Below are 12,420 nucleotides of genomic sequence, written 5' to 3'. Positions count from 1 at the left end.
AATGGCTGACGAACTTAACGTCATCGGATTTGACGCTATCCCCACTCCACCGGAAGGGTTTCGCTCGGGCTTTGTGGGCATTGTGGGGCGGCCCAATGTGGGCAAATCGACGCTGATGAATGCGCTGATCGGCCAGAAAATTGCCATTACTTCGCCTGTCGCCCAGACCACTCGCAACCGGTTGCGGGGCATTCTCTCGACGCCTCAAGCGCAGATTATTTTTGTTGATACGCCGGGCATTCACAAGCCGCAGCATGAGCTGGGCAAAATTTTGGTGCAAAATGCGCGGGTTGCGATCGCATCTGTCGATCTCACCCTCCTCGTTGTCGATGGTTCCGTCACCGCTGGACGAGGCGACGAGTTTATTGTCGAATTGCTGAGGCACAATCGAGCCAACGTCGTCTTAGGCATCAACAAGACCGATCAGCAGTCAGAGCAGGCCGAGGCGCTTAACCAGAGCTATGAGGTTTTGGCCGCAGAGCAGGGCTGGCCCCTGTTTAAGTTCTCGGCACTCACTGGAGAAGGGCTGGAGCCGCTTCTTCAGGGTTTGATTGAGCGGCTTGAGCCAGGTCCCTACTACTACCCACCTGATCTAGTCACCGATCAGCCCGAGCGCTTTATTATGGGTGAGCTGATTCGAGAGCAGATCTTGCTGCACACCCGGCAAGAGGTACCCCACTCCGTTGCCATTTCCATTGATCGGGTAGAAGAAGATAAGACCATCACCCGCATTCTCTCCACGGTTCACGTCGAGCGCGATTCCCAAAAAGGGATTTTGATCGGCAAGCAGGGCAGCATGATGAAGACCATTGGGGCCGCTGCCCGAGAGCAGATTCAAAAGCTGATCATGGGCAAGGTTTATCTAGAAGTCTTTGTCAAAGTCGTGCCCAAATGGCGGCAGTCTCGCAATCAGCTAAACGACTTCGGCTATCGGATTGAAGAGTGATTTGCAAAGCGGCGTGAAGCCTCAGACCTTTCTGGTTATTGGGGCCACTAATTGTCAATCGGCCTGCAGCGCTGGGACTAGCGGCCAAAGGACATCGGGTTTTGGCGGCGGCTTGCGATCGCAGCCGGGTAGCCGCGCAGCTTGGGGATCAGGTAAGTGCGGTGGAGCTGAGTTTCTTGCGACTAAAGACCTTTGCGGTAGCAGTACAGGGGGTGCAAGGCACCATATCGGTTTTTATCGATATAGTGTTTAAATATGGATACCAAAGACATCTTCAAAGTTCTCGCAAACGAAACTCGACTGCAAATTCTTCAGTGGCTTAAAGATCCGGGCACTCACTTCTCGGCACCGGGGGAAGGCTACAGTGAAGCCGAAGGCGTTTGTGTCAGCCTGATTCAGAAGAAGGCTGGTTTGGCTCAGTCCACGATTTCCCACTACCTGACCATGCTGGAAGAGGCCGGGCTGGTCAAATCTACCCGCCACGGTCAGTGGACCTACTACCGTCGGATTGATCAGGCATTCTCTGATCTGGCCGATCGATTGGCTCACGACCTCTAAGGCATTTATAAATCTGAGCCCGTTCTGTAGGTTTTACGTCTAATATGTATTTATACTTATTAAATATCCTGGCCAAGTATATCGACAGTGTTCGATATTTCTAATTACAGATATCTTCAAGCTGATAGGGAACACGCCATGATTCTTTCTCATCTGATTCTGATTGGCCTGGGGGTTGTGATTATCTGGCTGGGCTTCAAAATTGCCGAAGAGGTTTATCAGATTGCCTTAATTTCGACGGGTGCGATCGCATTTGCCTGGGGCTTTGCCATTTCCCCCGTCGAACTCCAGTTTGCGCTCGAAGCGCTCTCGTTAGGCGGGCTGATGCGCTGGCGTCTGCGCTAACCCTGAAGCCTTAAAGCGGCTGGCAGCAGTCCTCTCCCCAATATACGCATCTCTTAATTCCTGGCAGCAAGTAGAGTTGCCTTAAACGAGTAGAGCCTGCTTGAAAAGGGCCAAAAAAAATGGAAAGGTGAGAGGAGAGTTTGCGAATATTTGTGAATGACAGCCGGTAACTTTTCGTCCGATTTGGCTTTTCGACGCCTCCAAGAACTCAGACCCATTCTGCTGAAGCTCCATAAAGCACTGCTTGAAGCTGAGCGCGAGAGCTATGAGCAAACCAATGGCCCTATCCGAACCAAGGGAGAGTACTTCCAGCTAGTAATTAGCCATGAGTGGTTCAACTGGCTCAGGCCCATTTCCCAGTTCATCGTCCAGATCGATGAAGTGCTGATGTCAAAAAAGCCTCAACCCCCTGAAAAAGCGACAGAGCTCCTGCAAGAAGCGCGCAGCCTGCTCCAGACCTCAGCCACCGGCACCGCCCTGCGAGAGCGCTACCATATCGCCGTGCAGCACGATCCGACCATCGCCGCTATGTATGCCAAAGTGAGCGAGCTGATTGAAGAAGACTAAGGGTTTGTTTACGCCACCCTGCCAGCCTTGATTCTTAGGGGTTTCAACCTAGCGACTGCCGTTTGTTGCTCAGCTTTTGCCTGCGTCTTAAGGCTTGTGTCTAGCTATAGAACACGTGCAGGCCAATCAGATTCAACAGGCCGTATGCCGCCTAGTCCTGCCTCAGAGGCCCTCCCCGCAAACTGCATTCGAGAAGACAAACCTCTCAAATGGCAGACACCGCCCGACAGAGGCAGGGCAGGTGCTGAATACGCACTATAGAAATAGATCTGATCAAATCTCTGTTTACGCTTCGCAAGAAAGCCTTGAAACCCTGACCATAGGGACTGACTTTCTTCTGTATCTGAAGCTACAGTTTGATCAGACAGTTTAATCAAACGCTCAAGGCTGGTTATCCAGTCACTCACGACAATGAAACCCTTTTCTCCCCATCGGGCCGGTGCCCTACTCGAACCCAATGATGTGATTTATATGCCGGGATGGTCTCACTGTTACCGGATCGTCTCAGCGCCCTTTAGCCGCATTCACTACCTCAGATGGCAGGGGCACCTAGCCGCTGCTCCTACCGACCCTCAGGGGTACGTTACTTACCGGGTGCAGGCTCTAGGCGGGCAAAGAGTAGATCAGCTAGTGCTGCGCGCTTTTTAAACTCCGCTAGGTACTTTCTAGGCCAGCTTGTCAAAATAGAGTCAATCTAAGGATTGTCTCTGTGCCTGCTGCCCTAAGTTAGCCTCTACACAACCTATTCATCGCCTCTCCATAGCCAACCTCAGGGGTTCCGATGCAGAGCAGGGACCAACCTATGCAAAGATAGTAGGGTTGCAAAATTTTAGAAAATTTGGCCTGCTCACCCAGACTCAGGTGGGGCCTTCTGAGGCGACTGTGTGAATATGAATATTGGCGATCGCGTCCGCGTTAAAGACTCTGTTGTTTTCTACCACCACCCGCTCCATCGGAACCAAGCCTTTGATGCTAAGGGTATGGAGGGAGTGATTGTGAAAATTCTCTCTGATTATCAAGGCCGCCCTATCAGCGCCAACTTTCCCGTTCATGTTGAGTTTCAGGTAGAAGGGGCCAAACGACCTTTCAAGGCGCACCTGCGAAAAGACGAGCTAGAAGCTGTTGAGTCTTAGGGTTTAACCACAGCCTTTAGGAGCGGTTTCTCCTAAAATAGCCCCGCAGCTGCACATCTTTCTGCATAGCAGCCCATTCCTGCTGATGCTGCAGGGCAGTCCGGTCGTACCAATCACAATAGGCGGCAAACTGCTCCCGGCACTCCACTTCCCTGCGGAAGTCTTGAGCCATTTGATGCACCTGCAAGATCTCAATTGCATTTTGAGCAGGGATCTGAAAAGGGGAGGAAACGGATTCCAGCATGAAAGCAACCTTGTCAGGGAAACACATCAAGAAGGTAGACCAGATGGGCCAGCACTGACCTGCCTTAGGTTTATTTATCATAGCTTTCCTGTCTGGGCTTTCCTGATTAGGAGGTAAGGGCAACAGCAGCCATAGGTCTCCTTCAACCGATATGCTGATTAACAGCAGGGGCCATACCTGCGGGTTAAGAGCGTATGTTTTGACCCAGGCCATGTTCCCTGCTAGTGCCCTATGAAGCAGTGCAAGACCATGACTACCCGTGATCTGCCCCCCACCTTCGGAGCGCCCCCAGACGACGCTAAGCCAGATTTAACCACCCTCACTATGCTGCGGTTGGGCGTCTTTAATATGGGGCTGGGCATTATGTCCCTGCTCACCCTCGGTGTTTTAAACCGGGTCATGATTGAGGAACTGCAGGTGCCTGCCCTGATCGCGGCTGGGGTGATCGCGGTACATCAATTTATGGCACCAGCGCGAGTCTGGTTTGGCCAGCTCTCTGACTCCAAACCTCTGTTTGGCTATCACCGCAGTGGCTATATCTGGCTCGGGATTACAACTGTGGCCCTGACTTCCTTTATCGCAGTACAGGTCGTCTGGCGTTTGGGCAACAGTGTTGAAACTGTGGGTTGGGGCAGTCAGGCTTACCCTTGGGTGGGTTTGCTGGCAGTCGTTTTTGCGATTTATGGGCTAGCCCTAAGCGCTACCTCTACGCCCTTTACCGCTCTGCTCGTTGATGTTTCTGATGAAAGCAGCCGCTCTCGGCTAGTAGGCATCGGCTGGGCCATGCTAATGGTGGGCATTATTACCGGCGTGATTATCTCCACCATTGTGCTGCGGCCTATCACCCTCGATGCGCCGCTAGAGCAAGTGCGAGCCTCAATTAATCGACTCTTTATAGTTGCGCCAGCGGTGGTCTGCTTTCTGGCTTTCATCAGCACCTACGGCATTGAGAAGAAATACTCGCGGCTCAGCAGACGGTCTTCTCTGGCGAATCGGGAGGACAGCATTACTTTGGGCAGTGCCCTGAAAATTCTCACGGCCAGCCGCCAGACCGGGCTCTTTTTCACCTTTCTGCTGGTGCTGAGCCTGAGTCTTTTCATGCAGGATGCCATCTTAGAACCCTATGGCGGTGAAGTTTTCCGGATGCGGATTGCAGAAACCACTCAGCTCAATGCTGCCTTTGGCATGGGCACCCTGCTGGGGATTATTTTCACAGGCTTTTTTGTGGTGCCTCGCATCGGTAAGAAGCGCACCGTGACTTTGGGCTGTGTCTGGGCTGCAATTTGTCTGGTGCTGCTGAGCCTATCGGGCATAACCGGGCAACCCGCCCTGCTCATGACAGCGGTTTTTTGCTTTGGCATTGCCTCGGGCGTGCTGACACTAGGGGCCATTGTGTTAATGCTGGACTTGACTGTAGCTGAAACGGCAGGAACGTTTATCGGCGCTTGGGGGCTGGCTCAAGCGATTGCTCGAGGCAGCGCTACGGTTCTCGGCGGTGGTCTGCTAGACCTAGGTAAAACGTTGGTCAGAAATTTCCATGTATCAGGGGCAGCAGCAGCCCAGGGTGAGTTCTTGCCCGCCTATGCGCTAGTGTTTTTGACCCAGGCAGCGGGCATGATTTTGGCAATCTTTTTGCTGAGTCGGGTCAATATTCAGGAGTTTCAGGCTAATGCTAAAGATGCGATCGCAGCCGCTCTCCAAAGCGATATGGACTAGTAGAACCTGATACCATGACAGACTTTTGGACGACCGTTCTCACTTTCGCCCAAGACACTACGCTGAGCGTCGGTCAGCACCTGCTGCAGACATTGGGCCAAGCCAAAGTTGAAGAAAAAGACGATGGCAGTCTAGTCACCACCGCCGATCGTTGGGCCGATGAAACTTTAAGAACAGCGATTCAGCAGACTTTTCCTGATCACGGTGTGCTGAGTGAGGAAGTCGCCCACGTCTTTCCAGACAGCGACTGGTGCTGGATTATTGACCCCATCGACGGCACCACCAACTTCGCGCGAGGCATTCCCCTCTGGGCCATTTCTCTAGGGCTGCTCTACCGAGGAACGCCGGTATTTGGCTATGTCTATATCCCGCCGCTGCAGCAGGCGTTTCACGGGTACTGGCCGGGTCAATCTAGCCTAAACAGCCCTACCGGAGCTTACCTCAATGGTCAGCCCATTCACACTAGTCCTGCAGCCCCTGGCAAAAATCAGTTCTTTAGCCTCTGTGCCCGCAGCACCGGAGTTTTGGCCCACCCCTTTCCCTGCAAAATTCGCATGCTGGGCGTCGCCTCCTATAATCTGCTGACCGTAGCCGCAGGCTACACCTTAGGAGCCGTAGAAGCAACCCCCAAAATCTGGGATATCGCCGCAGTTTGGGCCATTGTGCAGGCAGCGGGCGGCCACTGGACAGCCCTAAATAACGCCCCCCTATTCCCCCTAACAGTCGGCAAAAACTACGCTCAGCATTCCTACCCTACCCTAGCCAGCAGCCAGACTAAGTGGGTTGATACGTTTCAGCCCTTAGTTCAGTCAGTCGTAAAAAGTCAAGAGTAAAGATTAAGACTGAGATTGATCTATTCCATCCCTACTTCTTTCTGTTCTCTGCCCTCAACCTTCTACCCTTCACCTTCTGCCCTCAAAATCATCGAGCCACCAGACGAGCCCGGTTCGCTGCCAGCCGCGAGGGGAAATCGCTTTCATCATAAATTTCCCCCACCAGTTCTTCCAGAATGTCTTCCAGGGTCACCAACCCGACGGTACCGCCATACTCATCAACCACAATGGCCATATGAAAATGCTGCTGCAGCATATCCTTGAGCAAACTGGCTACAGGCTTGACCTCCGGGATATAAACTGGAGCATCCATTGCCGTGAGAATCGGCCCGTCGGTTTGGCCCGTCTTTCGGAGTTGGCTCAGCTCCTGGAGTGCCCGCTTGAGGTGAACTACACCGACAATCTCATCTTTAGACACTTCCTGCACCGGAATGCGAGAATAGCCCGTTTCTAGGCAGAGGTTAACCAGATCTGTCAGGGATGCCTCATAGGAGATGGTTTGCATATCTAGGCGGGACTTGACCACATCCTTGGCCATCACCCGATCTAGCCGCAGCGCCCGATTCAGCAGCTGATGGCGGTACAGATCGAGATGCCCCCGTCCACCCAACACCTCAATCAAAAGCTGCAGGTCTTTGACCGATTCGGTCGGCGGCGATGCCCCAGTCTGAAAGCTGCGGATTGCGGCCTGCGTTAGAGTCTCTAGCAAAGGAATCACGCCCAGCCAAGTGAGCACTCTAGACAACAGGTATATCGGACGGACAGAAAAGGTAAAGAACGGAATCGTGTTTTGAATAGCTAGGGATTTAGGCGTGATCTCCCCAAAAATCAGCACCAGCAGCGTTACAACGCCTGCGGCTAGACCTACGCTCGCACTGCCAAACCAGAAGGCAAAAAGGTTGCTGGTTAAGATCGCTGAGAGGTTGTTGACCAGGTTATTGCCAACCAGCAGCGTAGTAATAAAACGGGTGCGGCTTTTGAGCACCAGGGAAAACACCCCAGTCGGATCTCCCTTTTCCTGAATCAGGGCCCTGAGTTTCAGGTTGTCAAGAGAGGTAATAGCGGTTTCCGAGCCTGAGAAAAAGGCAGAGAGACCCAGCAGCAGAAAGAGCACTGTAATATCCATGCCAACCGTGCCAAGCAGCGGTTGCAGCGTGACCTGGGCCAGCAGGTCAAAGGGGAACAGCAGAGCAAAACTTAGCAAAGGGATGGGGAAGATAGACCAACAGCAACACTATGGTGTGATGATAGCGTTCTGCTGTTTCAATTGCTGCGGTAACAGGGCAGATTTATAAACTGCTCTGGGTGTCGCTTACAATTTTTAAGATGTTGAATCGTCAGGCATTTTACAGAGCGATCGCAATGGCATTACAGATCGGAGATCCCGCCCCAGACTTCAGCTTGCCCGATGCATCGGGCAACCCCGTCAGTCTGGCCGATTTTCGGGGCAGGCGGGTTGTCCTCTACTTCTATCCCCGCGACAATACCCCTGGCTGCAACAAGGAGGCCTGTGGCTTTCGAGATGCCTACGACACCTACCAAAGCAAAGATGTGGCTGTGCTGGGGGTAAGTACTGACGATGCCAAGTCCCATGGCAAGTTCGCCACTAAATTCAACCTACCGTTTCCGCTGCTGATCGACGCAGGCGGAGAGGTTGCCAGCACCTACGAGAGCTATGGCCCGAAAAAGTTTATGGGCAAAGAGTATATAGGCATTAGCCGCAGCACATTTGTCATTGGGCCTGACGGCACCCTTGAAAAGATTTATCGCAAGGTCAAACCCGAAACTCATGCCAATGAGATTCTGGCCGACCTAGCAGCCCTCTAGGTACTCTATGCGCTACTTCTGGTATTCCGTTCAGACATTGCTGGGGCTAATTCTCAAGCGGCCATTGCTGGGAACTTGCGTTATCCCTGTACTGCCAGACGGTCAAATTGTTCTGATCCGCCGCCGGGATACCGGACAATGGGGCTTGCCCGGTGGCTTAATTGACTGGGGCGAAGATGTGCTTACAGCTACTCAGCGAGAGCTGATGGAAGAAACCGGGCTAACGGTTATTGCTATTGAGCGACTTGTAGGCGTTTACTCTGCCCCAAACCGCGATCCTCGCTTTCACTCTATTTGCGTGGCCGTCGCAACCCGTGTCGAGGGCACTCCCCGCATTGCCGACCCCCGTGAGATTCTCGATATCAAAGCCTTCTCAACGCAAATGGCGCTGCAGGAAACCCTTTCCCACGATCACTGTCGCCAGCTGCAGGATTATCTCAGGGGAGAGACTGTGCTGGCTTAGGCCAACACCCACCTCCTTGGGGCCACTCTGCCGCTCCCGACTGGTATCTACCCACAGGTTGCACATGAAAATCAGTAGAGATCCAAATGTCCGTACAGGGCGATTGAAGCTCAACTCAGGTACGCTGTTTTGGCATGAAGTCGGGCAGGGGGAAACCCTAGTCTTCTTGCACGGCACCTGGCAAGACAGCCTGCAGTGGGTACCGCTGATGCAGGTGCTAAGCAACGATTTTCACTGTATTGCCCCCGACTGTTTAGGGTTTGGCGAATCTAGAGGAAATCAGAGCCATTATTCTATTCAGCTGCAGGTAGACACGCTGGCCGTCTTTCTGCAGAGTTTACGCATTTCTCGCTGTTGTTTAGTGGGTCATTCCTTGGGGGCCTGGGTAGCAGCTCAGTTTGCCCTGCAGTACCCCGGCCTAGTTCAGAGGTTAATTGTCCTCGAACCTGAGGGGCTAGAGCCTACGCTTGATCGGCACCGCTGGCGGCTACATCGCCTGCTAGCAGGCTGCTCCCCCTTTGCCGTTGTGGTTAAAGCCTGTGCCCCCTTAATTCGGCTGCTGGGCGGCCAGCTCTGGCTGCGTCGGGTCTTTGCTCTCAGACAGCAGTTGAGGGCTTGTCCTGCCGCTTGCCGCACAGTCTTTCAGCGGCGCACGGCTGAGATCAAGAGAGAGCTGGTTCAATTTCAACTCGCTCAGCTGAGAATGCCTGTTGCGCTGCTGGTGTCAGAAACGCTCACGCCCATCAGTGAGGCGTTGGGCAAAGCCTTTATCCGATCGCTGCCCACGACCGAACTCATCAGCTTACCCAGCGACGAAACGGCCTGGGGACTAGCCTTGGAGCCTACCGCAATGGCATTAAGCGCATTTATCGCAGAAACACACCAGAGGGGCGATCCAACCCCTACCTACTCACCGTATCTCGCTGACGGCGCTTGATCTGCTCAGGGGCGATATGAGTGACAGCTTCACTGAGGGTGCGTACCCGCAGCTCGGGTTCAAACACATTGACTTGGTAAACCCTACAGTTATCCCAGTCCAGAGCAGTCAACCAGCCGCTGCGGGGATGGTAAACGCCAGTATCAATATCGAGCCAGCCCCGCCCCTGCACCAGCTGCCCTGGCTTGATGTTGGGAAAGGTGAAGGTAATCGTGTGGCCAGTGAGAATCAGTTTGTCTTCAAAGTAGGGCTGTTCACTGCTGTGAAACGTGTCGCGAATCCAGCACAGCTCATAGCTGCTCTGGTTGGCAATGTCGAGTTTGGGGTTGACTCCAGCGTGGACTAACCAGATGTCGTTGAGGTCGATGTAGAGCGGCAGACGACGAAGCCAGTCAATGTGGTCCATTAGCGCTTCCGCCGAGCCTCCATAGCTCGACAGGGTAGCCTGCCCGCCACTATGGAGCCAGCCTTGTAGGGTTGGCAGATTGACGTTGCCGCCGACAAAAGAGTCTAGCAAAAGCTGTTCATGGTTGCCCCGCACACAGCCATAGGCGTATTTACGGACAAAGTTGACCACCTGGGCGCTTTTTGGCCCCCGATCGATCAGGTCGCCGACAAAATAGACCTGGTCGGTGCTAGCCGGTGCGATCGCATCCCAAAGACGCATAAGACCGTCATAATGGCCGTGCACATCTCCAATAAAAATTCGGCGGGGCATCTAATTGTCCGGGGCTTACAACAGGAGAACACGTAGACCAACCTGCTTGAAAAGCGAGTGCAGGTAATTTCACGACGGTATTTTTTATTATGCCCTGTCCTTCAAAAAGCATTGAGCGATGAACAAAGTCTTTCTACAGCCGTGGCATTTTAGTGAAGTTTTCTCCGCCTTTCCGTGTCTCAGGCCAGCCCTGCCAAATGGCCTTAAATATGCCGCAAAAAAGCGTAGAGACGCGATTAATCGTGTCTCTACGCTTAGCAAAAGCCACTCCCAGGTTAAACCGTTACCGCCGTTTCAGATTTCATAGGTCCCACGGCCCCCGAATACACCAGCCCGCGCCGCGTATCTAGCGTCAAAATGGTGCCGTCTCGAATAATCTCCGTTGCGTTTTTAACCCCGACAATAACAGGCACCCCCAGCCGTAGGCCAATGACCGCCGCATGGCCCGTAAGACTGTCATCCTCTGTGATGATGCCGCCCGCTCGCCGAATAGCATCTACAAAATCGGCGCTGGTGCGAGGCACCACTAGAATCTCACCAGGATTGAAATTGCTGACATCTAGACCGCTGGTAGCAACTCTAGCGCGACCGCTGACAGAGCCCTCGCCAATGCCCACACCCCGTCCTAAAACAGCCGTTACTATATCAACCTTAATCAGATCGGTCGAGCCAGAAACGCCCTGCAGCGTACCAGCCGTCATGACGACTAAATCGCCTTCCCTTAACAGGCCCTTTTCCTGAGCTACATTCATCGCTGCTTGAAAGGTTTGACTGGTTGAGGGCAGATCCAGCACCAGCAGCGGCCTGACCCCCCAGACTAACTGTAGCTGTCGAGCAATGTCTACATGGGGCGTAATCGCCAGAATTGGCGGGCGGGGACGAAACTTGGAGACGTTGCGAGCTGTAGCCCCAGTTTTTGTCAGGGTCATAATGGCCGAGGCATTGAGCTGAGAGGCAATTTTGCTCACTGCCTGGCTAATGGCGTTGGGAATAGAGCGAGCCCCTGAGGTCTCACCCAGCAATCGGGGAGAGGCATCCTGCTCAGCCCGCAGGGCAATTCGCGCCATCGTGGCCACAGCCTCTACTGGGAAACGACCCACCGCAGTTTCGTTTGAGAGCATCACAGCATCAGTGCCGTCCAAGATGGCGTTGGCCACGTCAGACACCTCTGCCCGAGTCGGGCGGGGATTGCTCACCATGCTATCGAGCATCTGAGTTGCCGTAATGACAGGAATGCCCAACCGATTAGAAATTTCAATCAATCGCTTTTGCAGAATGGGCACTTCTTCTGCCGGCAGTTCAACCCCTAGGTCACCTCGAGCCACCATAACTCCATCCGACAGAGACAAAATCGACTCCATCTGCTCAATGGCTTCATGCTTCTCGATTTTGACAATGACGGGCACCTGCTTACCGGCATTGGCAATCAATTCCTTGATCTCCAAGACGTCCTGGGGATTTCGCACAAAGCTCAGCGCTACCCAATCGACGCCCTGGTTCAAGCCAAACACCAGATCCCGGCGATCCTTATCGGTCATCGCCTTAATCGACAGATACACTCCTGGAAAGTTGACGCCTTTGTTGTTTGAGAGAATGCCGCCCACCACCACCCGGCAGTGCAGCTCCTGCTGGTCCGGATCTACCGATACCACCTCCATTTCCACCCGACCATCGTCTAGCAGAATGGTGGAGCCTGCTGGCACCTCGTCTGATAGACGGTCATAGGTGACAGAAGAGATGTCCTGAGTTCCTGTGAGCGGGCGACTGGTCAGGGTGAAGGGATCGCCCTTTTGCAGCTGGATCGACCCATGCTCAAATCGGCCTAGGCGAATCTTAGGACCTTGTAAATCCTGCAGAATGCCAACAGGCTGGTTGAGTTCAAAAGAGAGCTGACGAATCAGACGAATATTACGCTGGTGATCCTCGTGGGTACCGTGGGAGAAGTTTAGGCGTAGGGTAGTGGCCCCGGCTTCAATCAGCGCCCGCAAGACATCAGGCTCCTGGGTAGCAGGCCCGATAGTAGCCACAATTTTGGTACGGCGCAGGGCGGTTCGCAGTTGCATAAGCGTCATGGCGAGGACAAGAGGATGGGGCCAGATGGAAAGTGACCTAAAGAAATTTTCAGATTTGGCT

15 protein-coding genes are annotated in these 12,420 nt (G+C 53.5%); 11 read left to right on the top strand and 4 right to left on the bottom strand.

The window, feature by feature from the left end; genetic code table 11:
- Position 1: 1 nt before the first annotated feature.
- The 6 genes from era to H6G13_RS11230 all read left to right on the top strand — a co-directional run bounded on the left by era (position 2) and on the right by H6G13_RS11230 (position 3,549).
- Entirely contained in the window at positions 2 to 946 is a 945-nt protein-coding gene (gene era / locus H6G13_RS11255) for a GTPase Era (protein WP_190483309.1), read from the top strand.
- Positions 947 to 1,201: 255 nt separating this feature from the next.
- Complete coding sequence (locus tag H6G13_RS11250; RefSeq protein ID WP_190483308.1) at positions 1,202 to 1,504, top strand: metalloregulator ArsR/SmtB family transcription factor; 303 nt, start codon at positions 1,202 to 1,204, stop codon at positions 1,502 to 1,504.
- A 138-nt stretch (positions 1,505 to 1,642) separates the two neighbouring features.
- Positions 1,643 to 1,849, top strand: coding sequence for a hypothetical protein (locus H6G13_RS11245; protein WP_190483307.1), 207 nt, complete (start codon positions 1,643 to 1,645; stop codon positions 1,847 to 1,849).
- A 156-nt stretch (positions 1,850 to 2,005) separates the two neighbouring features.
- Positions 2,006 to 2,416, top strand: a complete 411-nt coding sequence (locus tag H6G13_RS11240; protein WP_190483306.1) for a hypothetical protein — start codon at positions 2,006 to 2,008, stop codon at positions 2,414 to 2,416.
- A gap of 411 nt (positions 2,417 to 2,827) precedes the next feature.
- Positions 2,828 to 3,064, top strand: a complete 237-nt coding sequence (locus tag H6G13_RS11235; RefSeq protein WP_190483305.1) for a hypothetical protein — start codon at positions 2,828 to 2,830, stop codon at positions 3,062 to 3,064.
- Between the two features lie 242 nt (positions 3,065 to 3,306).
- Complete coding sequence (locus H6G13_RS11230; RefSeq protein WP_190483378.1) at positions 3,307 to 3,549, top strand: ferredoxin-thioredoxin reductase variable chain; 243 nt, start codon at positions 3,307 to 3,309, stop codon at positions 3,547 to 3,549.
- A 16-nt stretch (positions 3,550 to 3,565) separates the two neighbouring features.
- Here H6G13_RS11230 and H6G13_RS11225 read toward each other — a convergent pair whose 3' ends face one another.
- Positions 3,566 to 3,793 (bottom strand): hypothetical protein, encoded by a 228-nt coding sequence (locus tag H6G13_RS11225; RefSeq protein ID WP_199305855.1) that lies wholly within the window; start codon positions 3,791 to 3,793, stop codon positions 3,566 to 3,568.
- 249 nt (positions 3,794 to 4,042) lie between these two features.
- On the opposite strand from H6G13_RS11225, the gene H6G13_RS11220 reads away from it, so the two are divergent.
- Positions 4,043 to 5,509 (top strand): BCD family MFS transporter, encoded by a 1,467-nt coding sequence (locus H6G13_RS11220; RefSeq protein WP_199305854.1) that lies wholly within the window; start codon positions 4,043 to 4,045, stop codon positions 5,507 to 5,509.
- Positions 5,510 to 5,523: 14 nt separating this feature from the next.
- On the top strand, positions 5,524 to 6,342 hold the full coding sequence (locus H6G13_RS11215; RefSeq protein ID WP_190483304.1) for an inositol monophosphatase family protein: 819 nt from the start codon (positions 5,524 to 5,526) through the stop codon (positions 6,340 to 6,342).
- A gap of 88 nt (positions 6,343 to 6,430) precedes the next feature.
- Here H6G13_RS11215 and H6G13_RS11210 read toward each other — a convergent pair whose 3' ends face one another.
- Positions 6,431 to 7,468 carry a hemolysin family protein gene (locus H6G13_RS11210; protein ID WP_190483375.1) on the bottom strand — a complete coding sequence of 346 codons (1,038 nt, stop codon included), beginning with the start codon at positions 7,466 to 7,468 and terminating at the stop codon, positions 6,431 to 6,433.
- 236 nt (positions 7,469 to 7,704) lie between these two features.
- On the opposite strand from H6G13_RS11210, the gene bcp reads away from it, so the two are divergent.
- The 3 genes from bcp (at position 7,705) to H6G13_RS11195 (ending at position 9,569) form a co-directional block, all read left to right on the top strand.
- Entirely contained in the window at positions 7,705 to 8,169 is a 465-nt protein-coding gene (bcp, locus tag H6G13_RS11205; protein ID WP_190483303.1) for a thioredoxin-dependent thiol peroxidase, read from the top strand.
- A 7-nt stretch (positions 8,170 to 8,176) separates the two neighbouring features.
- Entirely contained in the window at positions 8,177 to 8,632 is a 456-nt protein-coding gene (locus H6G13_RS11200) for an NUDIX hydrolase (protein ID WP_190483302.1), read from the top strand.
- Between the two features lie 64 nt (positions 8,633 to 8,696).
- On the top strand, positions 8,697 to 9,569 hold the full coding sequence (locus H6G13_RS11195) for an alpha/beta hydrolase (protein WP_190483301.1): 873 nt from the start codon (positions 8,697 to 8,699) through the stop codon (positions 9,567 to 9,569).
- Here the strand turns inward: H6G13_RS11195 and H6G13_RS11190 are convergent.
- Complete coding sequence (locus tag H6G13_RS11190) at positions 9,535 to 10,287, bottom strand: metallophosphoesterase family protein (protein ID WP_190483300.1); 753 nt, start codon at positions 10,285 to 10,287, stop codon at positions 9,535 to 9,537. The genes H6G13_RS11195 and H6G13_RS11190 overlap by 35 nt on opposite strands.
- A gap of 275 nt (positions 10,288 to 10,562) precedes the next feature.
- Positions 10,563 to 12,350: a pyruvate kinase gene (gene pyk, locus H6G13_RS11185; RefSeq protein ID WP_190483299.1), complete on the bottom strand. Its 1,788-nt coding sequence runs from the start codon at positions 12,348 to 12,350 to the stop codon at positions 10,563 to 10,565.
- Positions 12,351 to 12,420 lie beyond the last annotated feature (70 nt).

The organism is Pseudanabaena sp. FACHB-2040, from assembly GCF_014696715.1.
In the GTDB taxonomy this organism is placed as follows: domain Bacteria; phylum Cyanobacteriota; class Cyanobacteriia; order Phormidesmidales; family Phormidesmidaceae; genus JACVSF01.
This window is presented reverse-complemented; position numbering and strand designations above follow the sequence as displayed.